The organism is Cohaesibacter celericrescens (genome assembly GCF_002866925.1).
In the GTDB taxonomy this organism is placed as follows: Bacteria; Pseudomonadota; Alphaproteobacteria; order Rhizobiales; family Cohaesibacteraceae; genus Cohaesibacter; species Cohaesibacter celericrescens.
Map to the genome: position 1 here is coordinate 448,261 of NZ_PKUQ01000016.1, position 19,281 is coordinate 467,541.

Annotated in this window: 16 protein-coding genes; 7 read left to right on the forward strand and 9 right to left on the reverse strand. The window is 50.1% G+C overall.

Going from position 1 to position 19,281, the window contains the following annotated elements; genetic code table 11:
• Positions 1-129: 129 nt before the first annotated feature.
• The 7 genes from C0081_RS09980 to C0081_RS10010 all read right to left on the reverse strand — a co-directional run bounded on the left by C0081_RS09980 (position 130) and on the right by C0081_RS10010 (position 7,849).
• Positions 130-1,050, reverse strand: a complete 921-nt coding sequence (locus C0081_RS09980) for an ABC transporter permease (protein ID WP_101533641.1) — start codon at positions 1,048-1,050, stop codon at positions 130-132.
• Positions 1,050-2,135, reverse strand: coding sequence for an ABC transporter permease (locus C0081_RS09985; RefSeq protein ID WP_101533642.1), 1,086 nt, complete (start codon positions 2,133-2,135; stop codon positions 1,050-1,052). The genes C0081_RS09980 and C0081_RS09985 overlap by 1 nt, the downstream gene beginning before the upstream one ends.
• A complete protein-coding gene (locus tag C0081_RS09990) occupies positions 2,125-3,720 on the reverse strand; it encodes an ABC transporter ATP-binding protein (RefSeq protein ID WP_101533643.1) in 1,596 nt (531 codons plus the stop codon). The genes C0081_RS09985 and C0081_RS09990 overlap by 11 nt, the downstream gene beginning before the upstream one ends.
• A 524-nt stretch (positions 3,721-4,244) precedes the next feature.
• Positions 4,245-5,138, reverse strand: a complete 894-nt coding sequence (locus C0081_RS09995) for a LysR family transcriptional regulator (protein WP_101533644.1) — start codon at positions 5,136-5,138, stop codon at positions 4,245-4,247.
• A 105-nt stretch (positions 5,139-5,243) separates the two neighbouring features.
• Positions 5,244-6,017 (reverse strand): TerC family protein, encoded by a 774-nt coding sequence (locus C0081_RS10000; protein ID WP_101533645.1) that lies wholly within the window; start codon positions 6,015-6,017, stop codon positions 5,244-5,246.
• A gap of 92 nt (positions 6,018-6,109) precedes the next feature.
• Positions 6,110-6,802: a CDP-alcohol phosphatidyltransferase family protein gene (locus C0081_RS10005; RefSeq protein ID WP_101533646.1), complete on the reverse strand. Its 693-nt coding sequence runs from the start codon at positions 6,800-6,802 to the stop codon at positions 6,110-6,112.
• Positions 6,803-6,853: 51 nt separating this feature from the next.
• Positions 6,854-7,849: a DUF2182 domain-containing protein gene (locus C0081_RS10010; RefSeq protein ID WP_210200451.1), complete on the reverse strand. Its 996-nt coding sequence runs from the start codon at positions 7,847-7,849 to the stop codon at positions 6,854-6,856.
• Between the two features lie 229 nt (positions 7,850-8,078).
• On the opposite strand from C0081_RS10010, the gene C0081_RS10015 reads away from it, so the two are divergent.
• Complete coding sequence (locus C0081_RS10015; RefSeq protein WP_210200452.1) at positions 8,079-9,299, forward strand: UbiH/UbiF family hydroxylase; 1,221 nt, start codon at positions 8,079-8,081, stop codon at positions 9,297-9,299.
• On the opposite strand, the gene C0081_RS10020 is transcribed toward C0081_RS10015, so the two are convergent.
• Positions 9,296-10,246 (reverse strand): AEC family transporter, encoded by a 951-nt coding sequence (locus tag C0081_RS10020; protein ID WP_101533648.1) that lies wholly within the window; start codon positions 10,244-10,246, stop codon positions 9,296-9,298. The two genes, C0081_RS10015 and C0081_RS10020, sit on opposite strands and share 4 nt — an antisense overlap.
• 191 nt (positions 10,247-10,437) lie before the next feature.
• On the opposite strand from C0081_RS10020, the gene C0081_RS10025 reads away from it, so the two are divergent.
• The 3 genes from C0081_RS10025 (at position 10,438) to hspQ (ending at position 13,026) form a co-directional block, all read left to right on the forward strand.
• Complete coding sequence (locus C0081_RS10025) at positions 10,438-11,310, forward strand: lysophospholipid acyltransferase family protein (protein WP_101533649.1); 873 nt, start codon at positions 10,438-10,440, stop codon at positions 11,308-11,310.
• Between the two features lie 148 nt (positions 11,311-11,458).
• Entirely contained in the window at positions 11,459-12,499 is a 1,041-nt protein-coding gene (locus C0081_RS10030) for an HpcH/HpaI aldolase/citrate lyase family protein (protein WP_101533650.1), read from the forward strand.
• A 203-nt stretch (positions 12,500-12,702) separates the two neighbouring features.
• Positions 12,703-13,026 carry a heat shock protein HspQ gene (gene hspQ / locus C0081_RS10035; protein ID WP_101533759.1) on the forward strand — a complete coding sequence of 108 codons (324 nt, stop codon included), beginning with the start codon at positions 12,703-12,705 and terminating at the stop codon, positions 13,024-13,026.
• Positions 13,027-13,131: 105 nt separating this feature from the next.
• Here the strand turns inward: hspQ and C0081_RS10040 are convergent, their stop codons facing one another.
• Entirely contained in the window at positions 13,132-13,782 is a 651-nt protein-coding gene (locus tag C0081_RS10040; protein WP_210200453.1) for an invasion associated locus B family protein, read from the reverse strand.
• Between the two features lie 372 nt (positions 13,783-14,154).
• Between C0081_RS10040 and C0081_RS10045 the strand changes: the two genes are divergently transcribed.
• The 3 genes from C0081_RS10045 (at position 14,155) to C0081_RS10055 (ending at position 19,277) form a co-directional block, all read left to right on the forward strand.
• Positions 14,155-16,041, forward strand: coding sequence for an extracellular solute-binding protein (locus C0081_RS10045; RefSeq protein WP_101533651.1), 1,887 nt, complete (start codon positions 14,155-14,157; stop codon positions 16,039-16,041).
• Between the two features lie 129 nt (positions 16,042-16,170).
• On the forward strand, positions 16,171-17,877 hold the full coding sequence (locus tag C0081_RS10050) for an AMP-binding protein (protein WP_101533652.1): 1,707 nt from the start codon (positions 16,171-16,173) through the stop codon (positions 17,875-17,877).
• A gap of 50 nt (positions 17,878-17,927) precedes the next feature.
• Positions 17,928-19,277: a diguanylate cyclase domain-containing protein gene (locus C0081_RS10055; RefSeq protein WP_101533653.1), complete on the forward strand. Its 1,350-nt coding sequence runs from the start codon at positions 17,928-17,930 to the stop codon at positions 19,275-19,277.
• Positions 19,278-19,281 lie beyond the last annotated feature (4 nt).

A 19,281-nucleotide genomic window follows, 5' to 3' on the forward strand; every position in this document is an offset into this window, starting at 1 on the left:
TGTTGCATCCCTCTTTTTTGTAACCGGATCCTGATAGGGGATCTCGTCGTTTGTTTATTAGGACCACGACTGGCAGACAATCGAGACTCCATTTTTTGCCACTGCCGCAATCGCGGCAAGGGCCTTTGTTTAGCGGTCAGGCACAAAAGGCTGACCCAGGCAGGATGGCGTATTGACCCTTGCCACAGCACGGTTACGTGAAATAACCACGAGTGCGACAATGGTTGCCAAATAGGGCAGTGCTGCAAGGAGTTGGGACGGCACATCCCAGCCGGCTCCTTGAGCATGAAATTGTAAGATTGATACAGCCCCGAACAAATACGCGCCGACGGCAATGCGACCTGGCAGCCATGATGAAAACACCACCAGCGCCAATGCAATCCAGCCGCGACCCGCAGTCATATTCTCAATCCACAGATTGGTATAGACCAACGAAAGATAGGCACCAGACAGGCCTGCGCAAAAACCGCCAAACAGAACTGCCCAATAGCGAACGCGAATGACATCGTAACCCAAAGCGTGAGCGGAGGTGTGGTTTTCGCCGACCGCTCGCAAAATCAGGCCCCAGCGCGACTTAAACAACAGCCAACTGACACCAATAACCAGTGCAAAGGAGCTATAGAATAAAATGTCCTGACTAAACAGGCCTTTGCCGATAATTGGAAGATCGGACAGAAATGGTATGTCGATCGACATCAGCTTCACACCGGGTGTTCCGACAAAATTTTCACCGATCATGCCCGATATACCAAGCCCCAGCAGAGTGAGGGCTAAACCTGTCGCGACTTGATTGGCGACCAAAGTTAGGGTTAGGACCCCGAACAGCAGAGACATGACAATGCCCCCTGCGACGCCAGCAAGAATGCCAAGATAAGGGTTGCCTGTTGTAAGTGATGTTGCAAAGGCGCAGACCGCGCCCATGATCATCATGCCTTCAACGCCGAGATTGAGAACGCCGGATCGCTCTACGATCAGTTCGCCCAGTGAGGCCAAAAGTAAGGGCGTGGACGCTGTGACAATCGAAATGAGCAAGGCTTCTGCAAATTCCATCAGGCGACCTCTTTTTTCATCGGTCTGTTTCTGACCAATCGTATACGATAATGAATGAGCGTGTCGCAGGCGAGCACATAGAATAGCAAAATACCTTGGAAGGCCTTAGCGGTTTTCTCTGAAACCCCTAACTCTACCTGTGCTGCCTCTCCTCCCAAATAAGACAAGGCCAACAGCAATCCTGCGAACAGGATGCCAATGGGATTGAGACGACCCAGAAATGCAACAATAATGGCGGTAAAGCCATAACCTGGTGAAATGGTTGGACGAAGTTGACCAATGGGGCCTGCTACTTCGAGCAGACCTGCTATGCCAGCCAGAGCACCAGATGACATGAATGCAAAAACGATCATGCGTTCTTTGGAAAATCCGGCAAAATTACCTGCGCGTGGTGTAATGCCCAACACCTTGATCTCAAAACCTTTGAGGGTGCGCGAAAACAAAATAAAGACAACGACCACAGCGACCAGCGCAAAGATGGCCCCGATATGCATGCGGCTGCCTTCTATAATATTGGGGGCAATTGCAAAATCGTGGAACAGGCGACTTTCGGGGAAGTTGTATCCTTCGGGGTCTTTCCAAGGACCACGGACCAGAAAATCCAGAACCAACAAGGCCACATAAGTGAGCATAAGGCTGGTAAGAATTTCATTGGCACCGAAACGATTTTTGAGCACGGCTGGAATGTAAGCAAATAAAGCGCCTCCGACGGCGCCCAAAGCCACCATGATCGGAAAAACAATCGGGGTTTGCCATTCTGGCAGCAGGATGGGAAGAACCGAACCACAAATGGCGCCGATGGTAAACTGTCCTTCTGCGCCGATATTCCAGTTGTTGGACCGATAACAAATGGACAAGCCAACACCAATCAGTATCAAGGGTGATGCCTTGACGACGAGTTCCTGAAGGCTCCAGGGGTCCAACAATGGTTCGATGAAATAAACATACAGGGCTTCAGCTGGATTGAAGCCCAGCAAACCGAACATAACCGCACCAGTCAAAACTGTGAGACAAATTGCCAGAAGCGGGGAAAGCAGCGACATCGCCGAAGAAGATGATCTGCGCTTTTGCAATTCAAGCCGCATCGGTATCTCCTTTGGAAGATGAAGTGTCAGATGGTGTCATTTCATTTGAATTGATCTTGCTGCGTGGGTCTTTTCCATGCACGCCCCCCATCAAAAGGCCAATTTTTTCCAATGTCATGGTTTCCACCGGCTCGGGATCTGATAGGGAGCCCTTGTTGATCACAGAGATACGGTCGGCGACTTCAAATATTTCATCCAGATCCTGCGAGATGACCAATACCGCGGCTCCTTCTCTGGCTAGATCGAGAAGTGACTGACGTATGAGGGCCGCGGCACCCGCGTCCACACCCCATGTCGGCTGGGAGACGACCAAAACGCTGGGGGCACGGTCGATTTCGCGGCCCACGACGAATTTTTGCAAGTTTCCGCCAGACAGGCTGCCCGCATTAGGGTTTGGTTCGCCCTTGCGGACATCAAAATTGTCGGAAATGCGTTTTCCAATTTTTCCAGCTGTGGTTCGTTTGAGAAAAACGCCTTTCCGCGTCAACGGTTTATCAGACCCATGACGCGTCAGAAGCACATTGTCTGATAGTGACATGCCGGGCACTGCTGCATGACCAAGGCGCTCTTCAGGCACAAAGGCAGCTCCCAGATTTCGGCGGAAGGTGACGCCTTTGCGGCCGACAGGTTCGTCATTGATCACAATGGCATCTACTGCGCTGTCGCGTTCCCCGGACAGGGCGTCGAACAATTCGGATTGTCCGTTACCGGCTACCCCGGCTATGGCGACGACTTCTCCCCCTTTGACCGAAAGTGAGATGTCTTTCAGTTCAACGGCGAATGGGCCGGATGCCAGAAGGTTCAGCTTTTTGAGCTGTAAACGCACAGGGGCGTCATTCAGGTCAGGTTGGATGCGCGTGACTGGCTTGACGTTGGTTCCAACCATGAGAGTTGCTAGAGATGAGGCTGTTTCTTGGGACGGCGTGCAATGGGCAATCAATTTGCCGTGGCGCAGAATGGTTGCTGTATCACACATGCGCTGCACTTCTTCGAGGCGATGGCTGATATAAAGGATAGAACGCCCCTCACCTGCCAACCGAGCCAGAGTTTCAAAGAGAAGCTCTGCTTCTTGTGGTGTTAGAACCGACGTTGGCTCATCCATAATGATCAATTGCGGATCTTGCAGCAAGCAGCGGACGATCTCGATCCGCTGGCGTTCGCCAACAGAGAGATCAGCAACCAGAGTGTCAGCGGTGAGTGGCAAGCCATATTCATGGCTAACCTTCTCAACTCGCTTGGCCAGCTCGTGCATTTTTTGGCCTTTGGGCAACGCGAGTGCGATATTCTCAACCACGGTGAGGCTATCAAACAGCGAAAAATGTTGAAACACCATCCCAATTCCGTGGTCGCGTGCTTGGGCAGGGTCTGAAAGGGAAATACGCTCGCCCTTCCAGAAAATCTCACCGGCTGTCGGTTCCAGCGAGCCATAAAGCATTTTGACCAACGTTGACTTACCAGCGCCATTTTCGCCGAGAAGAGCGTGGATTTCGCCATGCTGGATCACGAGATCAACAGAATCGTTGGCAAGCAGTGTGCCAAATGCTTTTGTCAGGCCTTTGGCTTCAAGAAGGGGGGCAGTTGTCATGGTGACCTGTCTCAACGAAGCTTTGACTATGAGGCTCGTCCGATTTTGCAGGCGATCATCAAACAATGATCGGCCCCGCTTAAAGGGGTGGCCCGAAGAAGTGTTTCTACGGCAAATTTGTTTCGTATGATGGGCATCGAGTTCTTGTCCTTTTTTAAGTGACAATCTGTCGACAATCCACACGGGATTCGCTGGTTCCCGCAAAAATCTTACGCTTTTGCAATGTTTTTGTGACCGACATTTGGGCACTCATCATTAGTGTGCACAAAATGTGATCATTGTCTATTTGTTCGATAACCAAAAGAGACTGAAAGATTTTATCGAGAAATGAGATAATCGAGTCGCTTCACCTTAAGTCATTTGAATATAAGGAATTTTACGCAACGCAAGAATGCCTTACGCCCGAATGAGATTTAGCTTTTCTACAAGCTGTCTATTGAACGTGCTGTGAATTGCGGGACCATGCTCATCTCGACATCGTCGATGCTTGAACAAGCCGGATGTGGGGAGGCATCATAGTAAGACTAGGAGGCGTCAGGGAACTGATCTGAAAAGAACCGTTTGGCGTGGGTTAGGAACATCGCTGGCGCCAACTTGAGCTGACGCTGATGGTGGGTCACAATTGACAGTCGGTTGTGCTGTAGCTGTTCGTCAGTCAACGGAATGAAACATAGTTCTGAATGATCAAGAGAATCATTGAGGCCGATACGCGTTTGAAAACACAGGCCGAGCCCGCGAGCGGTTAAACGGCGCATCATATGCAAGGTGCTAACCTCGGCAAATACGGACGGTTCAGCATCGCTGCTTGCCAACAATCGATCCAGGGCCGTGCGCAACGATAGGCCTTTGGATGGCAGGATGATTGGGTATTGAAGACAATCTTCGAAATTGCAGTTTTCTTTTTGGGCCAGAGGATGATCCTTGGTTGCAACCGCACCAATTTCGAAGGGTCTCGAATAATTGACAGCTAGAAGATCATCGTCGGGTGGATCAAACGTGAAACCGATATCGGCGTCAGAATCGATGACCAGTTTGGCAATCTTGTCTGAATGGGTCACGGTGATGCGCAACTGGATGTCTGGATAGCTCTTGCCAAAGGATGCAGCTAAATCTGACAATAATTCCGTCGCAACGCTCTCTACACTGGCAATGCGGACGATACCTCGTTTAAGGCCTTTCAGGGCGTCGAGTTCTGATGAGGTTTGTTCGAAGTCGCGCAAAACTTGTGTGGTGTGCTTGAGCAGAATTTCGCCCGCAGACGAAAGCTGCAAGCGACGGCCTACCCGGTCGAACAATGGCACGCCGAGGCTTTCTTCAAGCCACAGAATTTGGCGATTGACCGCCGACGATGCAACATTAAGCTCACGGCTGGCGGCGCGGATGGCTCCGTGCTCAGCGACGGCTGCGAAATATCGCATCGCGGGTGAATAGAGAAGTCGAGCGCGGTCCAGAATCCTGCTCCCTAGACGATTTTAGTGTTCAATTAGAATGGCATATTCAGCATTATGAAACAAGGCGTTGCCTTATGTTCCTTGCTGTTCTTCCTGTTGTTTATTGATTTTTGCCAGTTTTTTTCGACGGCGAGCATCGAGAGAGACAATGTTGAGAAATTCAACCAATACAGAGAAGGCCATCATGGCGTAAATGTAGCCGCGCGGGATGTGAAGGCTGATGCCGTCCCCTACCAAGGCAAAGCCGATCAGCATGAGGAAAGATAGCGCCAGCATTTTTGTGGTCTGATGTCTTTCGATAAAATGCGAAATGGGCCCAGAGGCTGCATACATGACGATCATGGCAATGATCATGGCAGCGATCATCACCTCGATATGCTCTGCCATACCAATTGCGGTGACGATGGAATCTATGGAGAACACAAGGTCTATGACGATAATTTGCGCAATGGCTGCACCAAAGACATATTCGGCTTTGCCTGTTCGGATCTTTGTTTCATCTTCGTCGGAGAATTCAAGTTCGAGATGGATTTCTGCCATCGCTTTATAAATCAAGAACAGACCACCGGAGATCATGATCAGATCACGCCATGAAAAGGGCTGGTCAAAGACAGTGAAGACCGGTTGTGTCAAGCCGATCAGCCAAGTTAAGGCGAACAACAAGCCTATGCGAAACACCAGTGCCAATAATATACCAATGGCGCGGGCGCGCTTGGCCATTTGGGCAGGGAGCTTGCTCACCAGCACAGAGATGAACACAATATTGTCGATGCCGAGAATGATTTCCATAGCGGTCAACGTCAACAGGCTGGCCAAAATGGTCGGGTCAAGGAAGTTGGGAAACATGTTACGTCCGTCTGCTGATGGTTCGGGGCTATACTATAGCGGTTTGATCGATCGGGCGAAACATTGGGCGATGAATGCTATATTTAAGCCGCTTAATGCCGCTGGCTGCGCTGATAATGCAAGATTGGGCCGACTGCAAACAAATACAAGCCCGTCAGGCCCAATACAATCTGATCCAAGGCTGTTGGCATCATATCATTGCGAATGACGAGAAAACAAAAGACTGCCCAGAGCGCCATGACAGCGAGGGTCAATGGACGGTAGGCGGCAACACGCACGGGGTGGATAAACTCCACCGGCAAAAACTGACCCACGGCCAGTAGCACGATGATTACAAAGCCAAGGATAGGGCTGGGTGTGAATAAAAAGAAGTAGAACAGTACGCCGTTCCAAACGGCCGGGAAACCGCGAAAGGCATTGCTTTTTGTTTTCATTCTGTTGTCTGCAAAATACAACCCGCCGGAGATCACGATCAAACAAGCGGCAAGTAGACCGTAAGGCGCCGGCAAAAGATCTGCACGGGCAAAAGCAATGGCTGGAATGAAAACATAGGTCGCGTAATCAATGACATAATCAAGACTATCACCGCTCCAATTGGGCAGATGCTTTGACACTTCGAATTTGCGCGCGAGAGGGCCATCAATGCCGTCAACAACCTGTGCGGCGAACAACCATAAAAACATGTCTGACCACTGAAGGTCAGCCGCTGCCAATGTGGCCAGTACTGCGAAGGCGCCACCGGATGCGGTGAGCAAATGAATTAGGAATGCACAAAGAGTTTTCATGAGCACTGACTAGCTTATCATCCATTCATTGGCAATGCCGGATTTCGATGATTAGATACCCAAGATTGTGCGTCCCGCCGGAGATATGGACAGCACCAAAAGCCCCCATAGGATGAGAAAGATGCCAATTCCGCGGGTAACCCAAGGATTGGGAATTGCTTTTTCCACCCCCATCAAAATACCAAGGATTGCCATCCAGACAATATTCATGACGCCGACCGCGAACATGACAATCATCAATGCCCATGTGCAGCCGGTGCAAAAGAGTCCCTGCTCCAGCCCCATGACGTAGGATCCGGCAAAGGAGCGAAAGAACCCCTGTTCGGTGCGGCGCGTAAAATAGGGAAACGGCAACTGGCAACGCAGCAGGCAGGCTTGTTTGACTGCCGTGAATTGATAGAAACCGGCTAGCAACAAGGTGGAGGCGGAGAAAATCATCGAGGCAGGCGCCATAACGGGCGACATGGTTTGTATTTCTGTCAGGCCCCATTGGGCCAGAGTGGCCAGTAGGGCAAAACCGACCCAAATGGTGAGATATCCCAGTGCTAAAAGCAAAATAGCGAGTGGTCCGGCTTTGTGGCCGTTGGATTCCTGTACGGCTGCGTAACTCTTCAAGATTGGCGCTGCCGTTGGCAACATCATGGCAAAGGCCATCATTATCCACATGGCAAAGACGATGCCAAGATCGGACAGCCCCCAAGCACCAAGACTTGGCATGCCGAAATGTCCCAGTGCTGCAGATGGCGCACAAACCGCAGCGATGAAAGCGCGGGTCGCAGGGTCCAGACTTTCAAAGCCATTAAAGACATTGAAGGCAGACATGCCCGGCCCCAGTGCTCGCATGTCCATATCCGGTGCCATATCTACCACCATGGCAAAGAGGTAGAGCCATGCAAAAACAGACGCGATGCCAATGCAAAGGAATAAGATAATGCGGGGTTTGGTCTCCGCTTTGGCAAGCTCGGGATGTTCTTGACGAAAGCGCTTCATTTGCTGTTGCAATTGCGTAGCGCTGCTGGTGTCAAAGAAAGTGCTAAAGAAACTCATCCGATACAAGATCCTGCGCGTAGGTGTTTGTAGGTAGGGAATTGGACTGGTCTCAAGAAGTATCGCATGATGACTTGGAAGTCATGCGCCATAATGTCTCATGCTCGCCTTGCAATGGTTTGTCATTGCCTAGGGCATAATGAGGGGTGGATTTCGCCTTGGCATCACGTTATGACCCCGCAAACAGATGCTCCTATAGGTCTGTCCAAATATAAATTGAGGAACCACTATGGTTGAGATGCGCCAAGTTGATGTTGCTGTGGTTGGAAGTGGCCCTGCAGGACATGTTGCTGCCATTCAGATGGTGCGGCTTGGTCTCTCGGTTGTCTTGATTGGTCCGGCCCATAGCGGCAAGGATGGGCGCACGACGGCATTGCTGGGTAGTTCTGTCTCCTATCTTGAGAGGCTTGGGCTTTGGGATGGCATCAAATCCAAAGGTCAGGCCTTGCGTGTGATGCGCTTGATTGATGATACCGGTCGATTGTTGCGGGCACCTACCACTGAATTTGACAGTTCCGAAATCGGGTTGGAAGCCTTTGGCTACAACATCGACAACAACTCGCTGGTCTCTGCGCTGCATGAAGGGCTTGATGCGGTTGATCGGGATCTGTTGGTTGAGGATCAACAATTTGCCCGTTCGGTTGCTCTCGGTGATGACTATGCTTCGATTGAGATGGAGGATAGCTCAATCTGGCAGGCCAAGCTGGCCATTGCTGCAGATGGTCGCAATTCATTGGTCAAAGAAGCCGCTGGTGTCGAGATGCGTAGGTGGTCATACCCGCAGTCTGCATTGGTGGTGAATTTGCATCACCCCTCTTCTTCGCACAACAATACGTCGACGGAATTTCACACGCCAACCGGTCCGTTCACTTTGGTGCCCTATCGCGATTCCCATACGTCAAGTCTGGTTTGTGTGGTTACACCGGAAACAGCACAAGAGCTAAAGGCAATGGATAAGCAGGCGTTGGCAATGGAGCTAGAACGCCGTGCGCAATCCATTTATGGTGCTTTCGAGCTTCTGACCGAGCCACAAGTCTTTCCCTTGGCCGGTATGGTGGCCAAGGGCTTTCATGGTCAACGGGCGGCTCTTATTGCAGAAAGTGCCCATGTGTTCCCACCTATCGGTGCGCAAGGGTTGAATTTAAGCCTTCGGGATATTGAAGCGCTGACGGATGCCATAGTATCCAAAGGCGAGGCTGACCCTGGCTCTGAACAGGTGTTGTCCAGCTATGGCCGCTCTCGCATCAGCGATATTTGGTCCCGGACTGCTGGGGTGCATATGCTCAACATGTCACTGCTATCGTCTTTGCCTTTTGGACAAGGTGCGCGCACCGCTGGTTTGGCGCTTGCCAAAATGGTTCCGTCTTTGCGGCGCTTTATGATGAAAGCAGGCCTTGCGTCCCCTAGTCGCATCGGTTCGGTCGGGGATGCCGCAAACCAAGATGTCTAAATAGGTAGTTTGTTCTGTGTGATGAGATAAAGGAAGAACGTAACGGAAACAACCGAAACCAACGTTCCTAGCATCACCGCGCTTGAGGCTCTTTCTACATAGACATCATATTGTTGTGCAACAATGAAAACATTGGCAGCTGGTGGCAGACAGGCCATTAAGATCGCAGTGTGGATCCATACGGGCGGTACTGTGCCCAAAAAGCTGAGCAAAGCCAGAAGCAACAAGGGGTGCAAAACCAGCTTGATTGGGAGTAAAATACCCAGTTCTGCGGGTATGCGGCGCACCTTACGCAGTGCGACAGCTACGCCCATAGCGAACAGAGCACACGGGGCTGCAGCTCCACTGAGGATTTTCAACATCGTATCAATCCAGATCGGTGGCTCAATATCTATTGCTGCAGCTAGAACACCCAAAATGGTGGCGACAATGAAGGGATGCAGAAAAACCTTGGTAAGCACGTAATAGGTCAATTCACGCCAGTTTTTATTGTCAGTTCCGCTCAGTGCCATAAAGATCGGGATCAGCGTGAAGAGAAGAACAGAATCAAAACAGAATATCAGCGCAGTTGGAACCGTCGCCGCCGGTCCTAGCGCTGCCAAGGTCAGGCCCGGTCCCATGTAACCAATATTGGAATAGCTGCCTGCAAGCCCCTGTATGGTGGCTTCTGCCATATTGCCCTGTGTCTTCCAAAGTCCAAAAGCAAAGGCGAGACAAAAAACCACATAGGTGGTGGCAGTGGTCGCGGCCACAAAGCTCCAATTGTTGAGTTCTTCTAGCGGTGTTTGTGAGATCAATCTGAAAAACAACGATGGTAGTGCGATATAGACTACAAAGAAATTGAGCCATGTCAGTCCCGCTTCAGGCAAAGAAGCGATTTTTCCAGACAGAAAACCAAGCAAGATCAACCCGAAAAAGGGCAATGCCAATGTGAATAGGTCATTCATTTGTTTTATCGTTTGATGGCTGGGGTTGATGTTTAGCGGCAGATGCGGCTTGCCAGTCTTTCAAATTGCCGGACCAAAAGCAATGTCCCCAGCATTCTAGCTCAGATTTTACTGTCCACATGGGACATTGCGCTTTTTGATAACTTGGCTAAAACAGGACCAGATCGATTTGGTATGAAGAGCGAGCACTCATGAGAAAAGTCACCCTTAGCCATCGCATGGAATATGCTGGCCTCATGTTTGTTATTTTTGTGCTGCGCTTGATGCCTCTTTCGGTGGCGTCTGGAATGATGGGACGAGTATGGCGCTTCATAGCACCAAAATTATCACGCCAGAAACGCGCCATGGAGCATCTGCGCTTATGTTTTCCAGAGAAAAGTGAAAAAGAACTCTATGTCATAACGCAGGGCATGTGGGATAATCTAGGCCGCACTTTTGTGGAAAGTTTGTTGGCAGAGCAGTTTTTGGATACGGCAGCTTCCCTGATTGAAATCACATCCGAGTTTGACGATCTGGTCGAAAAAATTCAAACTAGCGGTGCTGTTATTGTCTCTCTGCATTCAGGCAATTGGGAACTTGGGGGTGTTGTGTCTTCCAAATACGGGTTTAAGGCTGCTGTGACCATTCAGAAGCTAAAGAACCCTTTGGTGCATGACTATGTGGTCAGCAGACGCGCATCTACCTTTCAGGGCGGTATTTATGCCAAAGGCGACAAGGCGGGAACACGCATTATGTCGACCATAAAAGGCGGAACCGTTGCTGCAATCATGGGCGATTTACGCGATGGGAGGGGCGTTAAAGTCCCTTTCTTCGGTCGCCCAGCCCCGACCAACACCTTTCCGGCACGCCTTTCCCTGCAACAGAATGTTCCCCTGATTGCGGTGCAAATTTTGCGCAAAGATGGCGTTCAGTTCAAGATCAATGCTGAATTGATCGAAGTGCTGCGTACAGATGATTTGGATGCCGATATTTTGTCGGCCACCAGACAAGTTCAGCAGGTGTTTGAAGGCTGGATTCGTGCCAAGCCGGAACAATGGATGTGGGCGCACAAACGCTGGGGCTAATCCGGTCTTCAACCTCTCCTTCTTCAGTCTTATTGCGTTGCAGCATAAATTGACGGCAAATAGAGCCCGAGGAACGCGCTGCACCCTGCCCGCTTTATTGGAGTGAGGCGTTGCATCATTTTTGGTGGCGTGTGTCAGGGAGGAAATAATGAAAACCCCAACTGCATTTTTCAAACCACTCGCCATCGGAGCACCGGTGCCGTTCAGGGAAAAACCCGTTCGAGTAGAGCGCATGATTCATTTTGTGCCGCCGCAGATTGAAAAAATGCGCGCCAAAGTGCCAGCTCTGATCGACAAGGTAGATGTGATTCTGGGCAATCTGGAAGATGCGATACCTGCGGATATGAAAGAAGAAGCCCGAGCCGGTTTCATCCAGATGGCGCAGGACAACGACTTTGGCGACACGGGGCTTTGGACGCGGGTAAATTGTCTCAATTCACCTTGGTTGTTGGATGATATCACCCAGATCGTCGCCGCCGTTGGCAATAAGCTTGATGTGATCATGCTGCCTAAAGTCGAAGGGCCGTGGGATATTCACTATTTGGATCAATTGTTGGCCCAGCTGGAAGCCAAACATCGCGTTGAGACGCCGATAATGATCCACGCCATCCTTGAGACAGCTGAGGGGGTAAATAATGTCGAGGCCATTTGTGGAGCTTCTCCTCGCATGCATGGGGTTTCGCTAGGGCCGGCTGATTTGGCAGCTTCTCGCGGTATGAAAACCACCCGGGTTGGCGGTGGACATCCGGGCTATCGGGTGTTGGGCGACATTCAGGAGGGCGTTGAACGTGCAATCTATCAGCAGGACTTGTGGCACTACACGATGGCCAAAATGGTTGATGCCTGCATGGCGCATGGATTGAAAGCCTTTTATGGACCATTTGGGGATTTTTCTGATCCTGAAGCCTGCGAGGCGCAGTTCCTGAATAGCTTCCTGCTTGGCTGTATGGGGACTTGGTCGCTGCATCCCACGCAAATCGACATAGCAAAACGCGTCTTTAGTCCCGAGGTTGCAGAAGTCAAAATGGCTCTTCGTATCCTAGAGGCGATGCCCGATGGTACCGGTGCTGTGATGATCGATGGTAAAATGCAAGACGACGCGACCTGGAAACAAGCCAAGGTCATTGTTGATCTCGCCAGACAGGTTGCAGTCAAAGACCCTGATATGGCGCAACAATATGGTCTATAGGAGCATTTCTTTCTGATGATGAGGTGATTGGGGCATTTGCGACTTGACTTCTTATCGCCGTCATGGCCTTTTCTGCGCCTTGTTTTGACCCCCTTTGCACACTTGAATACGCGTGGCATCCAGTCGGCGTTTCGTGCTAGGTTGGTCTGGAGATCCACTGAATGGTAGCAAACAACGGAGCGGAGCCTGGTTCCATGACAGAAATGAAAATTGCAAAATTTCAGATCGGTCAAATCGTACGTCACCGGGTCTATTCCTTTCGGGGCGTGATTTTTGACGTTGATCCGGAATTTGCAAATAGTGAAGAATGGTATGATTCCATTCCTGAAGATGTGCGGCCGCGTCGGGATCAGCCTTTCTATCATCTCTTTGCGGAGAATGATGAAACTGAATATGTCGCCTATGTCTCAGAGCAGAATCTGCTAGAGGATCGTACGGGTGAGCCCGTGCGCCATCCTCAAGTACATCAGTTGTTTAAGGGCCTGAAAGAAGGCATTTATCAACCGGATAATGATCAGTTGAACTGATGCGTTGTTGGTGACCGAATTAAAAAAACCGCGATCAATTTGATCGCGGTTTTTTTGTTCTCAGATTTGGAACACCATCATGTGTTCCAGACATATATTTAGATCTTATTCCGCAGCTTTGTTTTTTTGATCGAGCAGTTTCTGACGCTGTTCTTCAGCGCGTTTGCGCAACAGGTCCTGAAGTTTTCTCTGTTCATCAGCTGTTTTGTTCAAATCGATAGGATCGCCATCATAACTGGCGGTGAAACCAGAAAGGGTCAGATCAAAGCGAACGGGTTGGGCCTGCTGGTTCAGTGCGGTGATCGCAATAGAAGCGCCCTTTTTCATTTGCGCTACAAAATTTTCATCCACTGCCAGATCAGAGAAACAGGCATTTGGGAAGCAGATCGAGAATGTGCCTTTTAGCTGCTTGCCTTTATCAATTTGCAAAGTCAAACCGTGGCGCAATAGCATGCCGGGAGTGATAGCAATAACAAGGGCCTTGCGTTTTGCACCTTCCAGCTCGCGAATGGAGATGGAAGCTAGAAACTGGCCTGTTTCGGCTTTCAGTTCCTGAGTGATGGCGCAGAGCTGCTTTTTGCTCTTTGGATCTTCATTGCAGAATTTGAGCCATTTGCTATTCTGATTTTGGCCTTCTGTTGCAGTCGTTGCCGTCTGCGCATAGGCCGCAGGAGCAGAAAGCGAGACCATCGCAAGGGCCGCTGTAGCGGCAGCAAATGGCTTAATGAAATTCAATGCGTTGTCGGTCATGACCATGAAAGAAAGTCCCGGTTTTATCATTCAATTATTGTCAGGAAGGCTTAATTCCCGATACTGTTTATCAGTCTTGGAAGACTGGCGCTGAATTGTGGTCTAGACTTGACCATGCGTTAAAAGCACAACTGGCTCTATCCAAGCACACTTGCAATTCAATAGCAGTCTTGAATTTCGTGTTAGCCTCTTCATTCACAATGAATTGGGCAGAATAGTGACTGTTGGCAATGTTCTACATGGTGATTGCTAAAATTTCCAGTGGCCAGAAACACTATGGGGCCGTTTTCCCGCTTGTGTTAGATTGCTCTTAACAATGATTCCCTGGTCGCCGTTGTTCGGTATGCTCTGCCGGCCTCACGGTAAAGGAGCTTTCCGATGCTAATTTTTAACAAACACAGATTGACCAATTTGCGAGTTGTTTCGCATTTCTTCGTTCAGCGCATCTGGGTTCCTGCGTTCGTCGCCTGCGGTGTCATGTGTTCGCCCGCTCTCATCCTTGAATCTCAAGCTGAGCCCGTGCACGGCATCGCGATGCATGGCTCACCCAAATATGCCGCAGATTTTTCGTATATGGATTATGTAAACCCCAATGCTCCCAAGGGAGGCAAGATCGCTTATGGCGCGCAGGGGAGCTTTGATAGTTTGAATCCTTTTTTGCTTAAAGGGGTTTCCCCGCGCGGTTTGTGGGATGAAAGTTATGGGCTGAACGTTTATGAGCCATTGCTGGCACGCAGCGCGGATGAAGCTTTCTCTTTGTATGGCATGATCGCTGAGTGGGTCGATATGCCCGATGATCGTTCTTCCATCACATTCAAGATTAGAGATGAAGCTCGGTTTTCTGATGGCCATGCCATTGATGTTGAAGATGTTAAATTTACCATCGATTTGCTGCGCGAGCATGGTCGTCCTGCATACGCGGGAAGAATCAAACGCATCAAGGCAATAGAGGAACCCGGTGACAAGCAAATCCGCTTTGTCTTTGCTGATGGCAGTGATAGGGAATTGCCGTTGCTGATTGGTATGCTTCCTGTTCTACCTAGTCACGCAATTGACCCCGAGCAGTTCGCCAAATCGGGCATGTATCAGTTTATTGGATCGGGGCCTTATCTGATCGATAAGGTTGATGCTGGGTCAAAAGTGGTTCTGAAGCGCGACCCCAACTATTGGGCCAAAGATTTGCCAATTAAGGTTGGTCAGGACAATTTTGACGAAATACGCATCGAGTATTTTCGCGACAATACAGCCCTTTTTGAAGCGTTTAAAAAGGGCGTGTTTGACGTCTCAATTGAGTCTGACCCTGCCCGGTGGGCCAATCAGTATGATTTTACCGCCATTGAAAACGGCTCGGTGGAAAAAAGAACGTTCAATTCAGGTCTACCAAAGGGCATGTCCGCCTTTGTGTTCAATACGCGCAAGCCGGTGTTTGAAAACCGTCGGGTGCGACGCACGTTGGCCAGTCTATTCGATTTTGACTGGGTGAATAAAAATCTTTACCACGGGTTATTCTCTCGCTCTGGCAGTTATTTTCAAAACTCGGTTCTGTCTTCACTTGGCTTGCCAGCAAGTGAGGCCGAAAAGGCGCTGTTGGCACCGTATCTCGACACAATCGATCCAGATATTCTGGACGGCAGCTATATGCCGGTCTCTGGTGCGGATACGCGGGCTATTCGCAAGCTCTTGGGGGCTGCGATCAGGGACCTTGGGTCCGCTGGTTATAGCTTGAAGAATGGGGTGATGACCAACAGTCAGACAAACACTCCTCTGGCTTTTGAGTTTTTGGCGACGACGAAAGAACAAGAACGCATTGCCCTTGCCTACGAGCGTGTTTTGGAGCGCATTGGTGTTCAGATGGAAATACGGACCGTGGATTCGGCGCAATATTGGGAACGCCGCAAGACCATGGATTTTGACATGATGAAAATGTCATGGAGCGCATCCCTTTCTCCGGGTAACGAACAAATGGCCCGGTGGCATTCTTCGCAGCGGGATAAAGATGGTTGGTTCAATCAAGCTGGTGCTAACGATCCTGCCATTGATGCGATGATTGATGCGCTTCTGGCTGCAAGAAGCCAAGAGGCTTTTACGGCCGCTGTACGCGCCTTTGATCGCACCCTTATCAATGGCTATTATGTGGTGCCACTTTTTCACAAAGCTGATCAATGGGTTGGGATGTGGAAGAGAATTGGCGTCCCTGATGATGAGGCCAAGGTGCAGCCATTGGCCGGATATCGCAATACGACTTGGTGGTTTGAGGGAGATTAACTCTCGTTTCTGGTTCTTTTGTACGTGTTTGCTGGTTAACTCGTCCCCAAGGGGGCTGTCTCATATATTATGGAATCAGATAAGGTAAACAAAATGATTCCACAATATTGATTATTTGCGGGGCTCAAGATGCTTCTCTCTACTCCAGACCAAATCAAACTTTACCATTCTTCTGGTCTTTGGGGAGAGGAGCGGCTCGATCAAATCTTCTGCCAGCATGTTCAGGATCGTCCTGATGAACTAGCGCTGATTGATGATCAAGGTCTGCATGCGGTTACAGGCCGACGCCCACAGTGTCTTTCTTTTGAACGCGCGTGGCGCAAAGTGGTGGCACTTTCCAACTTCCTCTCCGGTATTGGTATGAAAACCGATACCGTTGTTGCTATGCTGATGCCACCCAGCGTCGATGCTGTGATTTTTACGCTGGTCGCCAGCCGAATGGGACTAATCATAGCACCCATTCCAATCACATATGGCGAGACAGAAATCCGTGAAAAGCTGGAACGGGTTGGTGCAAAGGCTATCCTTTGTACTGCTCGATATGAGAATGAACCGGTTGCGGAGCGCGCGCGTAACGTCGCCGCAGATATGTTCTCGATACGCTTTGTGTTTTGTGTGGGAGAAGGTGCTCCCGAGGGCTTGATCGAGTTGCAATCCGTGCTGGATGACGAGGATAGCGCTAGCCAAGAAGATTTGTTTGAACTTTCCGTATCGCCCTCAGCGGATGCGGTTTTGGCGATTCATTGGACCTCTGCCACCAGTCAACCATCTCGACCAATCGGACGTAGTCACAATCAGCTTTTGGCTGTGGCGCGTCACGTGCACGACCAAACCGATCTTGAGTCTAATGATTGTTTGATGGTTGGGCATCAGTTGTCGGGGCTTAATGGATTTGCCGGAGGCCTTGTTGGCGCATTGGATGCTGGTGCTCGTATTCAGTTCCATCATTTCCAAACACTCGCACATTACGCCGAGGCATTGTCCGAGTATGGTGGTGAACATATTTTTTTGCCGGGTGCGCATTGGCAAGCGTTCCACTCATGCCTTTCAATGAGCGCCCGTGAGCAGCTTAAGAGCGTCACACTCATTTGGAATCGGTCGCATGCTGCAAAAAGCGATTTTTGTGAGAACGAAACAGCTGCGCGGTTGTTGGATTTGACCAATTTTGGAGAGTTGGCCCTGTTTTGTCAGATCAGGCGCCATCCAGGTGAAATCGGATCTGTACCGCTAGGCGAAATAAATGGGCGCAAATCCTTACAGAGTGTTTGGCTGGAAACCAACTTGTATGGAGTGGAAGAAGCACGGGCGCGGTCTGAAAATAAAATTGTTGGCGGAGAATTGTGCCTGAAAGGCGCGATGATTCCACTAACCATTTTCCCTGTGGCAGGAGCCATCAAAGGTGATGCGCTGCGATCTACTTCCGACGACTTCATCCATACAGAGATTGGTTGTCATTTAGTAACCGAAGAACATGGTGAGCAGCGTGCACTGTTCCGTCCACTTGGGGATTTGTCCGATGTTTTGTCTTTTGGTGGATTGAGCGAACGCGGTGTCGATCTTGATCAGCTTTATAAAGAGTGTGGTGGTGTGGTGGATGCTGCAGCCTTCGTTGTGCCATCGGAAGATGATGGCCCGGGCCATCTGATGGTGGCGCTTGTCGTCGAAGATGAAGCCGAGGCAACCGAGCATTTTTATACCTTTTTGAAAGACAAACAGATTTCCAGCACCAAATGGCCACGGGACGTTCTTTTGGTTCAAGCCATTCCGCGCCAGACTGACGGCCGTGTGCAGCGCGACAGTTTGCTTGCTGCGTCGCAATTGTGTCAAGTCGCTTAAATTCTGTGATTCAATCACAGAATCTCATTCTCAAGACATAAGAGACTATCATGGCCAAGCATGCATTGATTCTTACAGACAGTGATCATGGACTTGATGTGCCCGAATGGGCGGACATGCTGACCGAGGCCAATTTTGCAGTCTGGTCCTATTGCCTGCATAGCGATGAGAAGCCTGATTCAGTTTCTATGGCTGCTGACATTTTGTTGGTTGATCTTTTGGCTGTTGCCAAGGATGATCTGGTGAGCATCGTGGAGCGCGCGGTTTTGTTGCGCAAATCTTTGGGGTTTGCTGAGGCACGCGTGCCGATGGTTGCTATTACAGATGCTTCTGTCGCGCTGGATGAACGGTTGTTGCAGCCTTTTGCTGATGTTCTCAAACCACCTTTAACGCAGGAACTTATTGCCAATCGCTTGACGTCTTTGATGCGGCTTGCGACGATGCGCCGAGAAGCTGAGCGCCGTTCTGTGACGTTCAAGAGATTTGGTGTCGGGCTGCCTGTTGTGCCTCCGCCTAATAACATGGAGCAGCAGCGCCTTCTTTACTTGGGATCAGGCATGTCTTTTTTGCCTATTCAAGGCGCGTTACCCAATTCCGTTGAGACTGTGGCGGCTTTGTCGCCCACGATGGCTAAGCAATATTTAGAGGCGTCTCCCTTCGATGCCCTCATTGTCGAATTGAAAGACTATAACGAGCATTTTATTCATTTTATTACAGACTTGCGCCGAAATCCTTCTTATTTCTCGTTTCCCATTATTCTGGTGTGCCACAAGACTGCCATTGAAGATGGGCTGGCTGGCTTGGCTGCGGGTGCGAATGATATTGTGTCTTTTCCGTTTTCGGAGCGGTTCTTTGAGAATCGCATCGTCATATTGGTCTGCGAAGAGCGATATCGTCAGCAGCTCAAGAAGATTTTTACCGAAGCCCGTTTATTGATGCCAACGGACCCGGTGACGCGGCTCTACTCGGAAGAGTTTCTAAAATCGCATCTGGATGTTCTGGACAAGGAAGAAACCTCGTCTTCTGTGACATTTGCGGGAATCGATGTTTCTTTCGATGTGGTTGAAGGCACAAAGACGGAAACCAAACCCAGTTCAACGCTTGTTGCCCGCGTCGGGCGGTTGATTGCGTCACTGATGCGTGCCGAAGACATTCTTGCTCGCCTCGATAATGGCCAGTTTGTTGCCTTCTTCCCAGATACGGATCTTTTTGAATCTCGGGTTGCGTTGCAACGCATCCGCTCGGTCGTGCAACTGAGCCCATTTGTGGAGCAGAATGCTAGCCACGGTGTCAACGTGACTTTGGACTTCTCTCTGCACCATAGTGATACGGGCCAGCCGGGTTTTGATGCAGAGAAGATTTTGAAAGACCTGTTTGAAAATCCGGTCATCCGATTCTAAAATT